The 20,729-nt window shown below is 46.3% G+C and carries 17 protein-coding genes and 1 other annotated feature; of the genes, 16 read left to right on the plus strand and 1 reads right to left on the minus strand.

Annotation, left to right across the window (positions count from 1 at the left end):
- Positions 1-62 precede the first annotated feature (62 nt).
- The 5 genes from rpmG to rplA all read left to right on the plus strand — a co-directional run bounded on the left by rpmG (position 63) and on the right by rplA (position 2,265).
- Complete coding sequence (gene rpmG, locus BLHYD_RS00810) at positions 63-212, plus strand: 50S ribosomal protein L33 (RefSeq protein WP_040350536.1); 150 nt, start codon at positions 63-65, stop codon at positions 210-212.
- A gap of 28 nt (positions 213-240) precedes the next feature.
- Positions 241-447, plus strand: a complete 207-nt coding sequence (gene secE / locus BLHYD_RS00815; RefSeq protein WP_005947806.1) for a preprotein translocase subunit SecE — start codon at positions 241-243, stop codon at positions 445-447.
- Positions 448-464: 17 nt separating this feature from the next.
- Positions 465-983 (plus strand): transcription termination/antitermination protein NusG, encoded by a 519-nt coding sequence (nusG, locus tag BLHYD_RS00820; RefSeq protein ID WP_005947809.1) that lies wholly within the window; start codon positions 465-467, stop codon positions 981-983.
- Positions 984-1,040: 57 nt separating this feature from the next.
- Complete coding sequence (gene rplK / locus BLHYD_RS00825; protein WP_005947810.1) at positions 1,041-1,466, plus strand: 50S ribosomal protein L11; 426 nt, start codon at positions 1,041-1,043, stop codon at positions 1,464-1,466.
- A gap of 106 nt (positions 1,467-1,572) precedes the next feature.
- Positions 1,573-2,265, plus strand: coding sequence for a 50S ribosomal protein L1 (gene rplA / locus BLHYD_RS00830; RefSeq protein ID WP_021845435.1), 693 nt, complete (start codon positions 1,573-1,575; stop codon positions 2,263-2,265).
- A 114-nt stretch (positions 2,266-2,379) separates the two neighbouring features.
- Here rplA and BLHYD_RS00835 read toward each other — a convergent pair whose 3' ends face one another.
- A complete protein-coding gene (locus tag BLHYD_RS00835) occupies positions 2,380-2,655 on the minus strand; it encodes a metal-sensing transcriptional repressor (protein WP_005947814.1) in 276 nt (91 codons plus the stop codon).
- A 320-nt stretch (positions 2,656-2,975) separates the two neighbouring features.
- Here BLHYD_RS00835 and BLHYD_RS00840 point away from each other — a divergent pair, with 320 nt between their 5' ends.
- The 11 genes from BLHYD_RS00840 (at position 2,976) to BLHYD_RS00890 (ending at position 20,661) form a co-directional block, all read left to right on the plus strand.
- The gene (locus BLHYD_RS00840) at positions 2,976-3,437 is read left to right on the plus strand and encodes a hypothetical protein (protein WP_005947816.1); all 462 of its coding nucleotides are present in this window, start codon (positions 2,976-2,978) and stop codon (positions 3,435-3,437) included.
- Positions 3,438-3,790: 353 nt separating this feature from the next.
- Positions 3,791-3,926: a sequence feature (ribosomal protein L10 leader region), on the plus strand.
- 40 nt (positions 3,927-3,966) lie between these two features.
- The gene (rplJ, locus tag BLHYD_RS00845; RefSeq protein WP_005947820.1) at positions 3,967-4,491 is read left to right on the plus strand and encodes a 50S ribosomal protein L10; all 525 of its coding nucleotides are present in this window, start codon (positions 3,967-3,969) and stop codon (positions 4,489-4,491) included.
- Positions 4,492-4,557: 66 nt separating this feature from the next.
- Complete coding sequence (rplL, locus tag BLHYD_RS00850) at positions 4,558-4,932, plus strand: 50S ribosomal protein L7/L12 (protein WP_005947822.1); 375 nt, start codon at positions 4,558-4,560, stop codon at positions 4,930-4,932.
- Positions 4,933-5,376: 444 nt separating this feature from the next.
- Positions 5,377-9,231, plus strand: coding sequence for a DNA-directed RNA polymerase subunit beta (rpoB, locus tag BLHYD_RS00855; RefSeq protein ID WP_005947825.1), 3,855 nt, complete (start codon positions 5,377-5,379; stop codon positions 9,229-9,231).
- A 17-nt stretch (positions 9,232-9,248) separates the two neighbouring features.
- Positions 9,249-12,932, plus strand: coding sequence for a DNA-directed RNA polymerase subunit beta' (gene rpoC, locus BLHYD_RS00860; protein WP_005947827.1), 3,684 nt, complete (start codon positions 9,249-9,251; stop codon positions 12,930-12,932).
- Between the two features lie 471 nt (positions 12,933-13,403).
- Positions 13,404-14,180 (plus strand): LytR/AlgR family response regulator transcription factor, encoded by a 777-nt coding sequence (locus tag BLHYD_RS00865; protein WP_005947831.1) that lies wholly within the window; start codon positions 13,404-13,406, stop codon positions 14,178-14,180.
- A 339-nt stretch (positions 14,181-14,519) separates the two neighbouring features.
- A complete protein-coding gene (locus tag BLHYD_RS00870; protein ID WP_040350473.1) occupies positions 14,520-15,740 on the plus strand; it encodes a Yip1 family protein in 1,221 nt (406 codons plus the stop codon).
- Positions 15,741-15,776: 36 nt separating this feature from the next.
- Positions 15,777-16,025, plus strand: coding sequence for a hypothetical protein (locus BLHYD_RS00875; RefSeq protein ID WP_005947837.1), 249 nt, complete (start codon positions 15,777-15,779; stop codon positions 16,023-16,025).
- Between the two features lie 16 nt (positions 16,026-16,041).
- The gene (locus BLHYD_RS00880; RefSeq protein WP_021845429.1) at positions 16,042-17,232 is read left to right on the plus strand and encodes a zinc-ribbon domain-containing protein; all 1,191 of its coding nucleotides are present in this window, start codon (positions 16,042-16,044) and stop codon (positions 17,230-17,232) included.
- A 270-nt stretch (positions 17,233-17,502) separates the two neighbouring features.
- Positions 17,503-18,297 (plus strand): PP2C family protein-serine/threonine phosphatase, encoded by a 795-nt coding sequence (locus BLHYD_RS00885; RefSeq protein ID WP_005947841.1) that lies wholly within the window; start codon positions 17,503-17,505, stop codon positions 18,295-18,297.
- A 15-nt stretch (positions 18,298-18,312) separates the two neighbouring features.
- The gene (locus BLHYD_RS00890; RefSeq protein ID WP_005947843.1) at positions 18,313-20,661 is read left to right on the plus strand and encodes an FHA domain-containing protein; all 2,349 of its coding nucleotides are present in this window, start codon (positions 18,313-18,315) and stop codon (positions 20,659-20,661) included.
- The last annotated feature ends 68 nt before the right edge of the window (positions 20,662-20,729 follow it).

The following is a 20,729-nucleotide window of genomic DNA, read 5'->3' on the forward strand; positions in this document are numbered from 1 at the left end:
ATAAATCAGGATGAGAAAAGGCATACATGGACTGTGTAAATATTACAGTGGAGGTGGAAGTTGTGCGAGTAAAGATCACATTGGCATGTACGGAGTGCAAACAGCGTAACTACAATATGACCAAAGAGAAAAAGAACCATCCGGAGAGAATGGAGACCAAGAAGTATTGTAGATTCTGCAAGAGACATACAGTACACAAGGAAACTAAATAAACCCGTCATTGGAAATGCGAGGAAAATAATGGCAGACAAGGAAAAAACAACTGGCAAGCAGAAAAAAGGAAGCTGGTTCGAGGGTCTTCGGGCAGAGTTCAATAAGATTATCTGGACCGATAAGAATACCCTTGTAAAACAGACTGTTGCAGTGGTTGTGATCACTGTGATACTGGGCGTAATTATCAGCGTATTTGACAGTGCAATTCTGCATGGAATTAATTTAGTAGTCTAAGAGGATGAGGTGATCGTATGTCAGAAGCAAAATGGTATGTTGTCCATACCTATTCCGGGTATGAGAATAAGGTAAAGGCGAACATTGAAAAGACAATCGAGAACAGACATCTGGAAGACCAGATTTTGGAAGTGCGGGTTCCCATGGAAGATGTCGTAGAGATGAGAAACGGTACTCAGAAATCTGTGCAGAAAAAGTTGTTTCCGGGCTATGTGCTGCTGAATATGGTGATGAATGATGACACCTGGTATGTAGTTAGAAACACTCGTGGTGTCACTGGATTCGTCGGACCGGGATCGAAGCCGGTACCTTTGACGGAAGAGGAAATGCGTCCTCTGGGCATCCAAGAGCCGAGCATCGTCGTGGACTTCGAAGAAGGCGACGAGGTGGTGGTTACAGGAGGAGCCTGGAAAGACACAGTGGGCATTATTCAGAGCCTGAACATCCAGAAACAAGTTGCGACAATCAATGTTGAGCTGTTCGGTCGTGAAACACCGGTGGAAATCAGTTTCTTGGAAATTAAAAAAAGTAACTAAGGTAACACAAAGTGGGAGGGATACACCCCCGCCAATACCACATAGGAGGTGCCTGATATGGCAAAGAAAGTAACAGGATATATTAAATTACAGATTCCGGCTGGGAAAGCAACACCAGCACCACCTGTCGGACCAGCTCTTGGTCAGCACGGTGTAAACATTGTACAGTTTACGAAAGAGTTTAATGCGAGAACCGCAGACCAGGGAGACCTGATTATCCCTGTAGTAATCACAGTATATGCGGACAGAAGCTTCAGCTTCATCACAAAGACTCCGCCGGCAGCAGTTCTGCTGAAGAAAGCTGCTAATATCAAATCTGGTTCCGGTGTTCCGAACAAGACTAAGGTTGCAAGCGTGACCAAGGCTCAGGTTCAGGAAATTGCAGAGCTGAAGATGAAAGACTTAAATGCAGGATCTGTGGAAGCTGCTATGAGCATGATTGCTGGTACTGCGAGAAGTATGGGTATCACAGTAACCGAGTAATTGCAGACGAGAATCTTGCAGGACTTTGTGAGAGAGAAACGAAGACACGCAGAAATCAAACGAGTGGGAGGGAGATTCCCGCTATTACCACAGGAGGTTAATGAAAATGAAACGAGGAAAAAAATACGTAGAAGCTGCGAAAGCAGTGGACCGCAGCACACTTTACGATACCGCAGAGGCTATCAGCCTGGTTAAGAAGACAGCAGTTGCAAAATTCGATGAGACCGTTGAGGTTCACATTCGTACAGGCTGTGACGGACGTCACGCCGATCAACAGATTCGTGGAGCAGTGGTACTGCCTCACGGAACCGGAAAACAGGTTCGTGTTTTAGTATTTGCCAAGGACGCGAAAGCGGATGAAGCTCTGGCAGCAGGTGCAGAGTTCGTGGGCGGACAGGAACTGATTCCGAAGATTCAGAATGAAGGATGGCTGGACTTTGACGTAGTTGTAGCTACTCCTGATATGATGGGTACTGTAGGACGTCTGGGACGTGTCCTTGGACCGAAAGGCTTAATGCCAAACCCAAAAGCAGGAACCGTTACTATGGATGTTGCAAAAGCTGTAAAAGAGATCAAAGCTGGTAAAATTGAGTATCGTCTTGACAAAACCAACATTATCCATGTGCCAATCGGCAAGGCTTCTTTCACTGAGGAGCAGTTGGCCGACAACTTCCAGACCCTGATGGAAGCAGTTTTAAAGGCAAAACCAAGCACACTGAAAGGTCAGTACTTAAAGAGCGTGACAATCGCTCCTACTATGGGACCTGGTGTGAAGATCAATCCTTTGAAATTAGCTTAATAGAGAATAATATAAGACACCTGCTGTTTGGCAGGTGTCTTATATTATTAGGAGAGGCATTTCACGCATCAGCGTGAGATGCCTTTTCTATAACAATTTGGAATGTCAAAATATTTACTTCATGTTAGCAAAACGCTCCACTGCTTTTGTGAAGCTCTCAATTGTCTGGTCAGCGTCACCGTGTTCAATGCCGTCACGGACACAGTGCTTAATATGTCCTTCTAGTACAACTTGTCCTACTTTATGCAGTGCGGATTTTGCTGCATTTATCTGGGATAAGATATCTTCACAGGGGATATCTTCATCTACCATTCGATCTATAGCTTGAACCTGGCCGATAATTTTTTTCAGCCGCCGATGCAGGTTATCAGAATCCATACATTGTTTCATATTATATACCAGCCTTTCGAACCTATATCTATGTTCTATTATATAGAAGCTTTAGGTCTTGTCAAGAATACCTGAAGGGGAGTAGAAAAATAGTTTCAAAGAACACGGAAAAAAACAGGAATAATTTCTGAACAGCAGGCAATATATTTACACTGTACACGTTTGTGATTGCGATTGCAAAACGTTTTCCGGAAAAATGTAACTCGTTGACTGTGTCTGAGAAAAGAGGGGAAACGATGAGGAAGAGGTAGATCGTTCTTTGCGAATATGGTAACTGGAAAAGCGGGACAAGCTCTCGTTGCTGTTATGGAGGATTGGTTATGAAAAAGAGAGAAAAGATCAAACAGAAGTTTTTAGTACTCATTTCATTGTTGGTGGGAATTTTTGTGCCCGGTACGTCAGCAGAGGCAGCAAGACAAAGGCTGGTGATTAGGCCGTATCAGAATGTCACAGAAGTGTTCACAGAGACCATGGCGGAAAATACAGATCACAAAACAGATGGCAAAGAAACGGACAAGATTGTTTCCATATCCAGAAACGGAACAGCATCTTCCGTCGAGGAAGCTGCTTCATCAAAGGAAAACGAGAACAGGACAGAGAACATAAATGTAGACCAAAAAACGGTGAAAGAAAGCAGGAGGAAAAGACTGGGCAGGAAGTTAAAAGCCGCATTTTCCTCTTTGAAAAATAGGAAATTGATTGTAAAGTTCAGGCGGGGAGCAGGGGTAATTCCCGGAAAGATGAGGAAAATATTCCACAGGCCGAGGAAGGCTGTGGCCTAAAAATAGAGATGGGTAATTTTAGTTTATATTGATATTATTGTGTAAGAAGACAGGAGTTGTCTCTTAGCAGGTCAAAACTGCATACCATGGTACACGGGAGCTACTATACCGGATCTCATGTGCCAAGGTACGCAGCTGAGAGGCGGATGACACGGAGCGTCTGTTTCATCTAGGGTTGGTCCTGGGTTAAGTTGTGGAAAGTATTCCGGTGTAGACAGGATTCAGAAAAGGTTTTTAGAAGACTCAAGGAGTAGGTGTGTGAAAAGAGGGCGTCAACAGGTAGAGCGCGTCAGTCATAGCTGGAGATTAGACACATTGAAAAAGAGTCTTGACAATTGAATATAGATATGGTATATTCACACAGGAAACTGCCGAAGACAGTAGGTGCCGTAAGGCATAAGGTTCAAAACGCCTACCGAGGAAAGTACATTCTTGAAGAAGATTTGTATGCCTTGCTGTCTGTGCAGCAAGGCATTTTCTTTTGGATTGAACGGCGGTATACAAAATCTATAAGGAGGTGTACCATTTCATGGCAAAAGTAGAACTGAAACAGCCGATCATTGAAGAGATTTCTAACTGTATTAAAGATGCTCAGGGTATCGTTCTGGTAAACTACAGCGGACTTACAGTTGCACAGGATACTCTTCTGCGTAAGGAGCTGAGAGAAGCTGGTGTTCACTACAAAGTATACAAGAATACAATGATGAATTTTGCATTCAAAGGTACTGCTTGTGAACCACTGTGCGAGCATCTGGAAGGAACAAATGCTCTTGCAGTATCTGCGGACGATGCTACAGCGCCGGCGAGAATTTTGGCTAAATATGCAAAACAGTTCCCGAAATTGGAATTGGTTGCAGGTGTAGTGGAAGGAAACTACAACGACAAAGCTGGAATCGAGGCTCTGTCCAACATTCCATCTAGAGAAGAATTGCTTGGCAAATTGCTGGGAAGTATTCAGTCACCGATTGCAAACTTTGCACGTGTTATTAGCCAGATTGCAGAAAAAGGTGGAGACGCTGCTCCGGCGGCAGAGGAAGCTCCAGCAGCAGAATAATCAGAACTGGATTATTCTCGAGATAAATTGAAAATAACCCTAAAAAATTAATGGAGGTAAATAGTAATGGCAAAATTAACTACCGCTGAATTTATCGAAGCGATCAAAGAATTAACCGTATTAGAGCTGAATGATTTAGTAAAAGCATGTGAAGAAGAGTTTGGTGTATCCGCAGCAGCAGGTGTTGTTGTAGCAGCAGCAGGCGGAGCAGCTGAGGCAGCAGAAGAGAAAGATGAGTTTGATGTAGAGCTGACGGAAGTTGGACCAAACAAAGTTAAAGTTATCAAAGTAGTTCGTGAAGTAACTGGTTTAGGTCTGAAAGAAGCAAAAGCTGTTGTTGACGGAGCTCCTAAGGTTCTGAAAGAGGCTGCTTCTAAAGCTGAGGCTGAAGATATTAAAACGAAACTGGAAGCTGAGGGTGCGAAAGTTACTCTTAAATAATCAGACGGTATATTTAAGTGTACAAAAGCGTTGCGGACGACGGAGAGTCGTCTTGCAGCGCTTTGTTATGTTATAGGGAAGAGCTTGTCACATTGAAGCGTGAAAGCCCTTTCCTATAACATAAACGCTCCGCTATGGATGCGCACGCCGCGATAAGGTAGTGCACGGCAAGGCGGTCGGTGTTGCGGCGGCGCACAAAGTGGGACGCGCCCCTCAAGGTTGAGGGGCAGGGAAGTTGAAGTGAGCTTGCCCATTTTGTTCACTTATAGGAAAGTTCTTTCCTCTCGATTTTATGGCTATTAATTTTATAGAATCTTTAGAAAAAAAGTGTTGACACGCTGAGAATCGTTATGCTATAGTAAAAAATGCACTATTATGGCAAGATATGCCTACAAACCAAGTAGGATATGCGGTAATAAATAAAAAAACAGGGGTGAAACGTCAATGGAAAAAAACAGAATTCGTTCTGTAACAACTGGAAAAAGTATGCGAATGAGTTACCAGCGGCAAAAAGAAGTCCTGGAGATGCCCAATCTGATCGAAGTCCAGAAGGATTCCTACCAGTGGTTTCTCGATGAAGGGTTGAAAGAAGTCTTCGATGACATCTCTCCGATTGCAGATTATGGCGGAAAACTCAGCCTAGAATTTATTGACTTTACTTTGTGCGTTGACGATGCGAAATATACCATAGAACAGTGTAAAGAGCGAGACGTGACCTACGCCGCGCCTTTGAAAGTTCGGGTAAGACTAATCAACAAGGAAAATGACGAGATTAACGAGCATGAGATCTTTATGGGAGATCTTCCGCTGATGACCGAGACGGGCACCTTTGTAATCAACGGTGCGGAGCGTGTCATTGTCAGCCAGTTGGTACGTTCTCCTGGTATTTATTATGCAATCTCCCACGATAAGGTTGGTAAAAAGCTGTATTCCTGTACGGTAATCCCAAATAGAGGTGCATGGCTGGAATATGAGACGGATTCCAATGACGTGTTTTATGTACGTGTAGACCGTACGAGAAAAGTCCCAATTACTGTTTTGATCAGAGCTTTAGGGTATGGAACCAACGCTGAGATTATTGAGCTGTTTGGTGAAGAACCAAAGATTCTGGCAAGTTTCACGAAAGACACTGCTGAGAGCTATCAGGAGGGTCTCTTAGAGTTATACAAAAAAATTCGTCCCGGTGAGCCGCTGGCCGTGGAGAGCGCGGAAAGCTTGATTATGAGTATGTTTTTTGACCCCAGAAGATACGATCTGGCGAAGGTGGGACGTTATAAATTCAATAAAAAATTGATGTTGCGCAACCGCATTGCGGGACAGGCGTTAGCTGAAGATGTGGTGGACGGAACTACTGGTGAAATTCTGGCAGAAGCTGGCACCGTTGTGAGCAAGGAGTTAGCTGATGATATTCAGAATGCCGCGGTTCCGTATGTATGGATTCAAACAGAAGAACGCAAAGTAAAAGTTTTGTCCAGCATGATGGTAGATATTCGGAAGTATGTGGACGCAGATCCAAAAGAGATGGGGGTTACAGAATTAGTATACTACCCAGTTCTCGAAAAAATTCTGGAAGAAAATGACAATCTGGAAGAGATCAAGGCTGCAGTACACAGAGATATCCACGACTTGATTCCGAAGCATATCACAAAAGAGGACATTTTAGCTTCCATTAACTACAATATGCACCTGGAATACGGCTTGGGCAATGATGATGATATCGACCATCTGGGCAATCGTCGTATCCGTGCGGTGGGAGAGCTGCTCCAGAATCAGTACCGCATCGGTCTGTCCAGATTGGAGAGAGTGGTCCGCGAGAGAATGACCACTCAGGATATCGAGGGAATCTCACCCCAGTCATTGATTAATATCAAACCGGTGACAGCAGCAGTGAAGGAATTTTTCGGTTCTTCCCAGCTGTCACAGTTCATGGACCAGAACAATCCTCTGGGTGAGTTGACTCACAAGAGACGTCTGTCTGCCCTGGGCCCTGGCGGTTTGTCCAGAGATCGTGCAGGATTTGAGGTTCGAGATGTGCACTATTCTCATTACGGAAGAATGTGTCCCATTGAGACCCCTGAGGGTCCGAACATCGGTCTGATCAACTCACTGGCGTCCTATGCGAGAATCAACCAGTATGGTTTTGTGGAGGCGCCGTATCGTAAAATTGATAAATCCGATCCAAAGAACCCGAGGGTTACTGAGGAAGTTATATATATGACAGCCGACGAGGAGGATAACTACCACGTTGCTCAGGCCAACGAGCCGTTGGATGAGAATGGGTATTTTATTCGTAAGAATGTATCCGGTCGTTATAGAGAAGAAACCCAGGAGTACGAGCGTCAAATGTTTGATTACATGGACGTATCTCCGAAGATGGTATTCTCTGTGGCGACTGCACTGATTCCATTCTTGCAGAACGACGACGCGAACCGAGCTTTGATGGGTTCCAACATGCAGCGTCAGGCTGTGCCTCTGTTGACGACGGAAGCCCCAGTAGTTGGAACTGGAATGGAGACGAAGGCGGCTGTGGACTCTGGCGTGTGTGTGCTGGCTAAGAAAGCCGGTGTAGTTCAGCGTGCCACATCAACAGATATCAGTATTAAGAATGATGATGGTACCAGAGATGACTACCATCTGACCAAATTTATGAGAAGTAACCAGAGTAACTGTTATAATCAGAGGCCCATTGTGGTACAAGGTGAGCACGTGGAGGCTGGACAGGTAATTGCTGACGGTCCATCTACCTCGAATGGTGAGTTGGCGCTGGGTAAGAATCCGCTGATCGGATTTATGACCTGGGAAGGCTATAACTACGAGGATGCGGTACTGCTGAGTGAGCGTTTGGTACAGGATGATGTCTACACTTCTGTTCACATTGAGGAATATGAGGCTGAGGCCCGTGATACGAAGCTGGGACCGGAGGAGATCACCAGGGACGTGCCCGGTGTGGGAGACGATGCGCTGAAAGATCTGGATGAGAGAGGAATCATCCGTATCGGTGCGGAAGTGCGTGCAGGTGATATTCTGGTGGGAAAAGTCACACCGAAAGGTGAGACGGAGCTGACTGCGGAGGAACGTTTGCTGAGAGCAATCTTTGGCGAGAAAGCCCGTGAAGTCAGAGATACTTCCCTGAAAGTGCCTCACGGCGAGTATGGAATCGTCGTGGACGCGAAAGTATTCACGAGAGAGAATGGTGACGAGCTGTCTCCGGGAGTAAACCAGTCTGTCCGCATTTACATCGCTCAGAAGAGAAAAATTTCTGTGGGTGACAAGATGGCCGGACGTCACGGAAACAAGGGTGTTGTTTCCCGTGTGCTGCCAGTAGAAGACATGCCGTTCCTGCCAAATGGCCGTCCTCTGGATATTGTGCTGAACCCTCTGGGCGTGCCGTCACGTATGAATATCGGTCAGGTGTTGGAGATTCATCTGAGTCTTGCGGCAAAAGCTCTGGGCTTTAACATTGCCACTCCGGTATTCGACGGTGCCAACGAGAATGACATCATGGATACCTTGGATATGGCGAACGACTATGTAAACATGGAAGATTTTGCGGACTTCAAGGAGAAATATAGGGAAGTTCTGGCTCCGGATGTAATGGAGTATTTGGAGAACAATTTGGAACACCGTAAGCTCTGGAAGGGCGTACCGATTTCTAGAGACGGAAAAGTGCGCCTGCGCGACGGACGTACCGGAGAGTATTTCGACAGCCCGGTAACGATCGGACACATGCACTACTTGAAGCTGCATCATCTGGTTGACGATAAGATTCATGCCCGTTCCACCGGCCCGTACTCCCTGGTGACACAGCAGCCTCTGGGCGGTAAAGCTCAGTTCGGCGGACAGCGTTTCGGAGAGATGGAGGTTTGGGCTCTGGAAGCGTACGGAGCATCTTATACATTGCAGGAGATTCTGACTGTGAAGTCTGACGATGTGGTCGGCCGTGTGAAGACCTATGAGGCGATCATCAAGGGAGACAATATCCCTGAGCCGGGTATTCCGGAATCCTTCAAGGTTCTCTTAAAAGAACTTCAGTCCCTGGGTCTGGACGTGAGAGTCCTCAACGAAGACCAGACCGAGGTGGAGATCATGGAGAGCGTGGATTACGGTGATACAGATCTGCACTCCATCATTGAGGGAGATCGTCATCGTTCGCAGGATGAGTCCTACGGAGCAATGGGATATACGAAGCAGGAATTTTCCGGTGAAGAGCTGGTAGACATCGACGAGAGTGAAGACGACAGCGAAGACGAAGATGAAGATTTGATTGAATTGGAAGATTCTCTTGACAGAGAAGAGTAGAAAGGGGTAAGAAACAAATGGCAGAAATGAACAACAATGAAACCTATCAGCCAATGACTTTCGATGCCATCAAAATCGGACTGGCGTCCCCTGAGAAAATCAGAGAGTGGTCAAGAGGCGAGGTGTTAAAACCGGAAACCATTAACTATAGAACTCTGAAGCCAGAAAAAGATGGATTGTTCTGTGAGCGTATCTTCGGACCCAGCAAGGACTGGGAGTGTCACTGTGGGAAATATAAGAAGATTCGCTACAAAGGTGTCGTCTGCGATCGCTGTGGAGTGGAAGTTACCAAAGCAAGCGTTCGCCGTGAGCGTATGGGGCACATTGAGCTGGCTGCTCCTGTCTCTCATATCTGGTATTTTAAAGGAATTCCTTCCCGCATGGGATTGATTTTGGACTTATCTCCGAGAACTTTGGAGAAAGTGTTGTATTTTGCAAACTACATTGTACTGGACCCGGCAGGTTCCGGGCTTCAGTACAAGCAGGTGCTGACTGAACGTGAGTATCAGGATGCCAGAGAATCCTACGGCTACAGCTTCCGTGTAGGAATGGGCGCTGAGGCGATCAAGGAGCTTCTGGAGAGTATTGATCTGGAGAAAGAGTCCGTAGAATTAAAAAAAGGTTTAAAAGAGTCCACAGGACAGAAGCGGGCGAGAATCGTCAAGAGACTGGAAGTCGTAGAGTCCTTCCGGGAATCCGGCAACCGCCCTGAGTGGATGGTGATGACGGTAATCCCAGTGATTCCACCGGATCTGCGTCCGATGGTTCAGCTGGACGGTGGAAGATTTGCAACTTCCGACCTGAACGACTTATACCGCAGAATTATCAACCGCAACAATCGTCTGAAACGTTTATTGGAGTTGGGAGCACCGGATATCATTATCAGAAATGAGAAACGTATGCTCCAGGAGGCAGTGGATGCACTGATTGACAACGGACGCCGTGGTCGTCCAGTCACAGGTCCTGGAAACCGTGCGCTGAAATCACTTTCTGATATGTTGAAAGGTAAATCCGGACGTTTCCGTCAGAACCTGTTGGGTAAACGTGTGGACTATTCCGGACGTTCGGTTATCGTTGTAGGACCAGAGCTGAAGATTTATCAGTGTGGTTTGCCAAAAGAAATGGCAATCGAGCTGTTCAAACCGTTTGTCATGAAGGAGCTGGTGTCTAATGGCACTGCTCACAATATAAAGAGTGCCAAGAAAATGGTGGAGAAGCTGGAGCCGGCAGTATGGGATGTTCTGGAAGAGGTAATTAAAGAGCATCCGGTTATGTTGAACCGTGCCCCTACTTTGCATCGTCTGGGAATTCAGGCGTTTGAGCCAATTTTGGTAGAAGGTAAGGCGATCAAGCTGCATCCTCTGGTTTGTACTGCGTTCAACGCAGACTTTGACGGCGACCAGATGGCAGTTCATCTTCCGCTGTCCGTGGAGGCTCAAGCAGAGTGCCGTTTCCTGCTGTTGTCTCCGAACAACCTGTTGAAGCCGTCTGACGGCGGTCCGGTGGCGGTTCCTTCACAGGATATGGTGCTCGGTATCTACTATCTGACCCAGGAGAGACCAGGCTATAAGGGAGAAGGAAAATACTTCCGCAGCGTCAATGAGGCAATTTTGGCTTACGAGAACGATGCGATCACCCTTCAGTCTAAGATTAAAGTGCGCTGTACAAAGACTATGCCAGATGGAGAGGAAGTCACAGGAGTTGTCGAGTCTACTTTGGGACGTTTCCTGTTTAATGAGATTCTTCCTCAAGATTTAGGCTTTGTGGACAGAAGCGTTCCTGGAAATGAGTTGCTCCTGGAAGTGGACTTCCATGTGGGTAAAAAGGGTCTGAAACAGATTCTGGAAAAGGTTATCAATACACATGGTGCAACCAAGACTGCTGAGGTTTTGGACGATATTAAATCCATGGGTTATAAATATTCCACGAGAGCGGCCATGACTGTGTCTATTTCTGATATGACCGTGCCACCACAGAAGCCGGAGCTGATTAAGAAAGCTCAGGATACGGTGGACTTGATTACGAAGAACTACAAGCGTGGTTTGATTACCGAGGAAGAGCGTTACAAGGAGGTCGTGGAGACTTGGAAAGAGACAGACGATGTGTTGACTCACGCTTTGCTGTCCGGTTTGGATAAGTATAACAACATCTTTATGATGGCGGATTCAGGAGCCCGTGGTTCTGACAAACAGATTAAACAGCTGGCAGGTATGCGTGGATTGATGGCTGATACGACCGGTCACACCATCGAGCTGCCGATCAAATCCAACTTCCGTGAAGGTTTGGACGTATTGGAGTACTTTATGTCCGCCCATGGAGCCCGTAAAGGTCTGTCCGACACCGCGCTTCGTACCGCTGACTCCGGTTATCTGACCAGACGTCTGGTGGATGTCTCTCAGGACTTGATTGTTCGTGAGTCTGACTGCTGTGAGGGCAAGGGAGAGATTCCAGGTATGTATGTGAAGGCATTCATGGACGGCAAGGAAGAGATTGAGAGCCTGGAAGAGCGTATCACCGGAAGATATTCTTGTGAGACTATCTGCAACAAAGACGGAGAGGTCCTCGTGAAAGCGAACCATATGATTACGCCGAAGCGTGCGGCCCGCATCATGAAAGAGGGCGTCAGCAATGAGACTGGCGGTGCCATTGACCGCGTGAAGATCCGTACGATCCTTACCTGCCGCTGCAAGGTGGGAATCTGCGCGAAGTGTTACGGAGCCAACATGGCGACCGGAGAATCTGTACAGGTCGGAGAGTCTGTAGGTATCATTGCCGCGCAGTCCATCGGAGAGCCTGGTACTCAGCTGACCATGCGTACCTTCCATACCGGAGGTGTGGCCGGCGGAGATATCACACAGGGTCTTCCCCGTGTGGAGGAGCTGTTTGAGGCCAGAAAGCCGAAGGGTCTCGCGATTATCACCGAGATCAAGGGTGTGGCTACGATCAGTGATACTAAGAAAAAACGTGAGATCACAGTCAACGATGTGGAAACTGGAAATTCCAAGACCTATCTGATTCCTTACGGTTCCAGAATTAAGGTTATGGACGGCCAGGTTCTGGAGGCCGGCGACGAGCTGACAGAAGGTAGTGTAAATCCTCATGACATTCTGAAGATTAAGGGTGTCCGCGCTGTTCAGGATTACATGATCCAGGAGGTGCAGCGTGTATACCGCCTTCAGGGTGTTGAGATCAACGATAAGCATATCGAGGTCATTGTACGTCAGATGCTGAAGAAGATTCGCATCGAGAACAATGGAGACACCGATTTCCTGCCGGGTACTCTGGTGGATGTACTAGATTTCGAAGAAGTAAACGCGCAGAAGGAAGAGGAAGGCTTAGAACCGGCAGAGGGCAAGCAGGTGATGTTAGGTATCACGAAGGCTTCCCTGGCGACAAATTCTTTCCTGTCAGCGGCGTCCTTCCAGGAGACTACGAAGGTTCTGACGGAGGCAGCGATTAAAGGAAAGGTTGACCCGTTGATCGGTCTGAAAGAGAACGTAATCATCGGTAAACTGATTCCGGCTGGCACAGGTATGAAGCGTTACAGCCAAGTGAAATTAGATACAGATGAGCAGCTCGTAGCTCAGGCGACCGAGGAGGAAGAACTGAGTGAGCTGGAAGATGTGGAGTTGGAAATCAGCGAGATTTCTGATGAATCTACAGTTCAGACAGAGCCCGAAGAGATTCTGACAGAAGAATAAAGTATAATCCCCTCTTATTTGGAGAAGATTCAGATAAGAGGGGATTTTTTGTGTTATAGGAGAGGACTTGTCATGCTGATGCGTGAAAGTCCTTTTCTATAACATAAATACTCCGTTAAAGATGCGCACGCAGCAATAAGGTAGTATACCGCAAGGCGGTGTTGTGGCGGTGCGCAAAGTGAGCTGCGCCCCTCAAAGATTGGGGGGATGGGGAGCTGAAGTGGTTTTGCCTACTTTGTTCTTTCGTAGAGTGTGCTCCTCAAGTTTGAAAGGATGTGCTGGTGTTGGTTGAAATCTAAATGTAATGAATAGTCGTTTAAATGTAATAGAAAGTATACCGGGGGGTAAAATCCTGATATAATTAACTATGATGTTTCTAAAAAAATCAATGATATCATAACTGGTTGAGAAGTATATCAGAGAGTGGAAAGTAATTAGAGTAGAATTATAGATACGAGAAGGAATGAAATTATGGGTGCTCGCAGAGTTTTAGTGTGCGATGGAAATGAAAAGGCGCTGGAAGAGCTGACAGGAATGATGGAGGCATATCTGAGTACCGGAGATGAGATTATGACTTTTCAGGAGCCTGAAGAAATGCTGATGGAGATCAAAAAGGGAGAGGAGTTGCCTACGGTCATCTTTTTAGATATGGAATTGGGAAAGACGAGTGGGTTAGAAGTTGCTGGAAAGATCTTAGAGAGACACCATGAGATACCAATTATTTTTACGGGAAACATTTTGGCGGATATTTCCAGGATTTTTGCAGTGAATCCGGTATATTTTTTGAAAAAGCCTATTTGTTCTGAGCAGCTTTGGGAAGCTTTAAAGAAAGGATGGGAACGCGCTCAGGAGCTAGAGAATAAGAGCATAGTCTTGGCAAATAGAGGGATTTTATACAGAGTGAAGTGCGGAAGTATTCACTATGCTGAGAGTAGTAAGCGAGTTATCACACTTATGGGCGACAGGGAGAAGTGGACAGTCTATATGAAAATGGACGAACTGGAAAAGCTCTTGCCAGAGAATTTTCTAAGGTGTCATAAAAGCTACATGGTGAATATGAATCAGATAGCTAGCTTTGCGGCGGAAGGAATTATATTGGAGAGTGGACGGAAAATCCCTGTCAGTAGGGCAAAATACCAGGAGGCCAGAAAGCGATTTTGGGAATATTTTAATGAGCTTTCCCCAAAAGAACAGAGAAATGAAGAGGAGGAAGAGAATACCAGCGAGGACAATAGAATAAATGGTTAAAGTGCTACAGTGAACAGGAAATAATCCTGTTTGCTGTATTTTTTTACTGCATAAGCTTCCGGACAGCGGCAGGCAAGCTTACTTGCCGAGATGCACAGACATTGGACGGGGCAACAGATATGAGCACGCAGGCGTATGCGCCGGAGTGCGAATGCCTGTCAGGATTGAGGGAGTGCGATGTACGGAGCAATCCGCAATATCACGGTGATAGGGAAGAAGGTCTTTTCCTATTCAATTCTGCTGAAAGTGTTAAAAAAACAGATGTTTTTTGGTATAATTAAAATTACAGGTGAAATTATGATTTTGGTATAGTAGAGGCACATAGGAGGAGGGGAATACATGGCAAGGTTTTGTACTAATTGTGGGAGAGAATTACAGGAAGGCGAGAGCTGTGACTGTCAGAACCGGATGATTAGAGAGGAAAGAGAAACAGATGCTGGGGCAAAAGGTGCCGAACAGAGGTCCGGTCAAAGAGACAATTATCGCCAGGGAGTATACCGTCAGGGTGGATATGAACGGGGGAATTACCGCCAAGAGCCATATCGCAGGGAAGGTTTCCCGTCCGACACTTACGGCCAAAGACCAGGGCAGCAAAATGAGTATTTCCAGGGAGGTTACCGACAGGGAAATTACTCACAGGGAGGCTATCGTCAGGAGCCGAATCCACAGGGAAATTACCATCAGGAGCTATATTGGGGGGAAGTAGGCCGGCAGAAACGCCGTCAGGAATCACACCAGTCAAGAGGCTACCGGTCAGATACATATCCACAAGGGGATTACCGTCAGGGACCAAATTCACAGAGCGGTTATAATCAGGAACCATATCGGCAGGAATATTATCAGGATGTAAATGAATGGAAGGGAGATGGCCGTCAGAACCTCCATCAGAGTGCCTTTAACGAAAAGCGGCAGAACGGTGGAAAAGAGGATTTGTTCAGACATACCAGAAATATTTTCGCACAGATACCGGCACTTTTGAGCCGTCCAGATACCACGATGCGTACGATATCGAAGCAGAATAGCAGTATCTTAGGACTAGAGATGCTGAGTGTTCAGCCGATTTTGATTTTGCTGTCAGCGCTTTTCCTGAATCAAAAAATGAAGTCCCTGTCTTACGGGATGGTGGAGCTACCCGTGTTGAAAATATTTTTGCTGTCGCTTGTGGGAGTTTTTGCTGTTGCGTATTTAGAAGCAGCAGTGCTCATGCTCATGGCGAAAGCCTTTCGAGGGCAGACCACGATTCACAAAATGATTTGTACAGTAGGGTATAAGTATTTAATTAATAGTTTGGCGACGCTAATCAGTTCATTGCTGTTTTCTATTTCTTCGAGAATATTGCTGCTGCCGGCAGTGATGATACTGATTTTGGGAATGCTGGCTTCGTATCTGTTTTTCGTCGAGGGGTATCGGAATGCGGTGGAAATCAATCCAGACCGTAGACTTTACGCGCTGCTGACGGGAGAGCTTATTTTCTATATTTTGATTGTAGTGATTGTGTTCTTTTTGTTGGTATCGGTAATTAGTTCCCTTCCATTAATGTCAGTGGGTAATTATTATTGAAAATATATAATAAATAACAGGAAGGAGAGATAGAACATGTCGTTGCGTTCAAGATACGTGCCACAAAAAAGTCAAAAAACTTGGCAGCTGACAGCAGCTATTTTGGGGGTCGTCTGTGCGTTGTTTTTGGTGTTGATAGGATTTTTTGTGCTCTCCGAAAAGAAAATAGGCCAACATGCGGAAGTCACCGTGTCGGACGAAAAATTTACAGATAATTTGGAGACTTATTACGACAATATGGAACCGGTGCCGTATTCCAGTTATGTGGCGGCTGGCAGCCAATAGAAAGGGGGAGGGTCGGATGATTTGTCCGAGGTGTGGAAAAGACAATCCCCAGGGGGCCAGGTTCTGTATGAATTGTCGGTATTTACTGGAGTCTGAGGAAGATTTTCAGGGAGATGAGAAAAATTCCAATCTGGCTAAAGTTATCATCGGAGTCGAGGCAGTTCTACTTATAGCTTTGGCTGTACTCTTTGGTGTGATTGGTAATTCCATGACAAAGCCAGAGAAAATTCTGGAAAATTATTGGGAGGCGCGCGAGGAAGGAGATTGGAATCGTGTCTACGACTGCCTTGATGTGTCTGATTCAGAGTTTTTGACCAGGCAGATGTTTGTGAATGCCATGAGGAATCGAGCAGGTGTGGACTCATGGTCTATGGAAGGTGAAAGCGAGGAAGGAGAGACAAAGGGTTTCACGGTGATTTATGAAGATACCGCCTGGGACAGCGGAAAACCTCAAGAACAAGTGACGACGTTGGTATCCAAAGGAAGGAACTGGTTGTTCTTTCAGAATTGGAGAGTGACGGTGGAGGATTTGACAGTGAGAGATGTCACGTTTTATTTGCCCGTGGGCAGTCAGTTGGAATTGAATGGGCAGGAGGTTTCGATGGAAGGCGTTTCTGATGAAAATGGAACCATAGAATTGCAGGTTCCGCAGCTTTTTTCAGGGGATTATCAGATAAAGGTAAAAAAAGAAGGAATGGAGACTTATCAGACGAACCTGACTCTGGGAACAGACGATCAGGGTTTTGAGTATGAGGTGATTTTGAGGCCTTCTAAGAAATTGGAGACGGAATTGGTAGAACGTTCCGGGGCTGCTTTGCAGATGATTCTTCAGAACGCGTTGTCAGGAAAAGATTTTGGAACGGTCAGCGAGTTGTTCTCTGAGACAGCGATAGAGAGCGGCGAGGTGTCTGAGCAGTACAATGAAATCAAAGACATACGCAGTGACGGGCGGATAGAGGGAGTTACTTTTTTTGAAATTTACGAGTTGGAAGGAGAGCTTTCGCCAGACCAGACAGGAGTGGCAGGCCAGGTTTTTATGGAGATGGAAGGTCAGGGAAAGAAGCATTACGTCTCGGAATTCATGGGAGTGTTGAGTCAGGATATCTCAGAAGGAAACTTAAAGTTGAGCTTTGACTTTGTGGAAGAGAATGGACAGTGGAGATTGAACAGTATGCCAATTACAGAAGAAGATATTAGGTATATATAGTAAAAAATCTTTATCAGATGGGGAAGACTCCCGTCTCTGTAGGGAGTGAACAAGAAATTGGTATCCGTGGCGGGTGTCAATTCCCTGTCTGATAAACGCTCCGCGAGGATGCGCAGGGATTTGGAGGTGAATGATGTCGTCTGATGCCGACCTGAATCCCGCGCCAAGACTCGCTTGCGAGTCTTGAACTTGGCAAAGGCAGTCTCAGAAGATGAGACTGCCTTTGACGCAACTGACGAAAGCGGTTTTGACTATAATTAGGAGGCAAAAATGTCATATAAAATTCAGTATGCTTATACATGCAGCCGAGGGAAAGTTAGAAAAAACAATGAAGATAATTTCTGGGTGTTGGGAAATTATTTGGAAAGGCTCAACGGTGGAATGGCGACAATTGTGGAGGGCCAGGTGAGTCAAAAGACAGTTCCTGCTTTTGGGGTATTTGATGGAATGGGGGGAGAGAGCTGTGGAGAGACAGCGGCTTTTTTAGCGGCAGATACCTTTCAGCAGTGTTACCAAGAGGATGAGGGAGAGTGTCAGGATTATGTAGAGGAGTTTCTCAGAAACTCTTGTATCTCCATGAACAATGAGGTGTGCCGTTATGCCTGGGAACACAGGGTAGATTGCATGGGGGCGACGGCGGCATTGCTTGTATTTGGAAGAACGCGGATTGGAGTCTGCAACGTGGGGGACAGCCGAGTATACCAGGCGTATGATGGAGCTTTTCGGCAAATTTCGAAAGATCACGTGGCACGCGTCAACGGAAACTATAAGAAAGCACCTTTGACTCAGTATATAGGGCTCCCAGAGGAAGAAATTAGGCTGATACCCTATGTGGTCAGCGGGGAATACCATGAAGGAGATCGGTTTTTAATCTGTTCGGATGGGCTGACGGATATGCTCAGTGACGAGGAAATCGCCCAGATTATGGGGGCCTACAGCGAGGTGAAAGATGCAGTTTTTTATCTGTTGCAGGCTGCTATGGGAAGAGGTGGGAGAGACAACACGACAATCATCTTGTGTGAGCTACGGGCAGAAAAAGCCGAAAAGTGGTATCGAAAATTTTAGAAGGAGTGGTTATTTATGAATCAGGGAGGGATGGATTGTACCAGCCATTATGGAGGGTACCATATGAGCGGGAGAGGAATGCGTCGTCTGACAGTTTTTGTGGGAGAACAGTCGCCCAGAGAGGTGGACTTGGGACAGTTTCACAAAGAGTATATATCATTTGGACGGTCTCCGGATAATGATTTGGTACTGCCTTCGCCCAATGTGTCCAAGCATCATGGATTTTTTCGGCTGACGGCCAATGGAGTGTATGTGGAAGACTTGAACAGCACCAATGGGCTTTTATTCAATGGGACAAGAGTAGCCAGTGGTCTTTTGAGAGAGGGAGATATCCTGAGAATTGATGATGAGAGGCGAAGTGTGACAAGCGGAGTACTGTTTTTCTTCAATACTTCTTCAGAACATCACTCATGGAAAAAACGGGAGATGGGAAAGGCCGGAGAGCTTTTGATAGGAAGAGAGCAGCGGTGCGACGTAGTCTTAAATCACGTCAGCGTATCTAAGAGACATGCCAGTATTGTAAGAGAGGGTGATGCCTTCTTCGTTGTGGACCACAGCAGCACCAATGGAACCTTCGTCAACGGCAGAAGAGTTCAGGGGAGAAAACCGCTTAAAGAAAAAGATGTGCTACGAATTGTGGATACCCGTCTGATTTTTGCCAACGGGTGCCTCTATTATTGCAGCTATAAACGCGGGCTGGGAATCGAAGCAGTCCATCTTGTGAGGACAGTGAAAAATAAGGGAGAGACTTTTAATATCTGTAACGATGTCAGTTTGTCCATTGAGCCGGGAGAGCTGGTGGCTATTATCGGCGGGTCTGGCGCGGGAAAAACGACTTTGATGAATGCGATTTGTGGATATAACCGTCCGACCAGCGGCCAGGTTCTGATTAACGGAGAGGAGTTATATGACACCTATGATGCCTTGAAAAACATTATTGGGTATGTACCACAGCAGGACATTGTCTACGATAACTTGACCTTGTTTTCGATGCTGGATTACGCGGCGAAGCTGAGGCTACCGGATGATATGTCTGAGCAAGAGCGACGGCAGCGGGTGCATCAAGTTATCGATATTGTGGAACTAAAAGGCAAAGAGAATACTATGATACGCCAACTGAGTGGCGGCCAGAAGAAGAGGGCCAGTATCGCAGTGGAATTGTTGTCGGACCCAACCTTGTTTTTCTTAGATGAGCCGGCGTCTGGGTTAGATCCAGGTACGGAGCGAAATTTGATGCGTACTCTAAAAAATATGACAAACACCGGAAAGACTGTAGTTCTAGTTACACATAGTACGCTGAATTTGCAGGTATGCGATAAAATTGTTTTTATGGGCCGAGGTGGTAATCTGTGCTTTTATGGGAACACCCGGGAAGCGGAAGAATTTTTCCACGTGGACAACCTGGTGGATGTGTATAACATGATGACAGAAGACCCAATGCGGTGGAAAAGTCTGTATAATCAGAAAGCCCAGAGAGAACGAAAAGGCGGCGGGTACAAAGAAGTGCATTCCCGGCAGTCTTATAGCAAGAAAGCTAAGAGTAAGCATAGCCGTTTGAGGCAGACAGGGATTTTGAGTTCTAGATATTTACAGCTTTTGATTAACGACAGGCAGAGGCTGGCTATGGTGCTGCTTCAAGCGCCGATTTTGGCCTTGCTGATTTCTCTGGTGAAAAATGGTTATCAGTTTGAGCGGTATGATATTACGAAATCTCTTCTTTTCGCCCTGTCCTGTTCTGCGTTTTGGATAGGAATGTTGAATGCGATTCAGGAAGTCTGCAAGGAGCGAGCAATACTGCGTAGAGAATATATGACTGGGCTGCATTTGGGGGCCTACATCACATCTAAGCTCTTAGTTCTGGGGGTCCTGTGCTTGGTTCAGTCTCTGTTGTTGATCGGAGTTTTTTGGCTGACGGTAGGAATTCCGGAAGAGGGGCTGTTTCTGCCGCCATTTTTGGAGATGTTTCTGACGGCATTCCTGACGGCGTTTTCTGCGACAGCTATGGGTCTTTTTGCGTCATCCTTGTTTAAAAATCCAGATCGAGCCATGACGGCAGCGCCCATTTTGCTGATGCCTCAGATTTTGTTCTCAGGTCTGTTGTTTAAGCTGAAAGGAGTCACTACGGTTCTGTCCTGGTTTACGATCTGCCGATGGTCCGTGGAGGGATTTGGGTCGTCCGCGAATCTGAACGGGTTAGAGTATACCGTTGAGGTCAATGGAGAGATACAGGAGTTTCCTCATGAGGCTGAGGCATTTTTTGAGTTTACCAAAGCTCATATCGCGCAGGATTGGTTTCTTCTGGTGGTTTTTGTGGCAGTGTTCTGTATTCTGAGTGGATTAGTTTTGAGAAGTGTAAAAAAATAATCAAGCGTGCTGCCTGCTGTGGTCTTTTGTAAGGTACCTCAGACGGCAGCCGTAAATCGGGAAGGTGT

This window comes from Blautia hydrogenotrophica DSM 10507 (assembly GCF_034356035.1).
GTDB classification, from domain to species: domain Bacteria; phylum Bacillota; class Clostridia; order Lachnospirales; family Lachnospiraceae; genus Blautia_A; species Blautia_A hydrogenotrophica.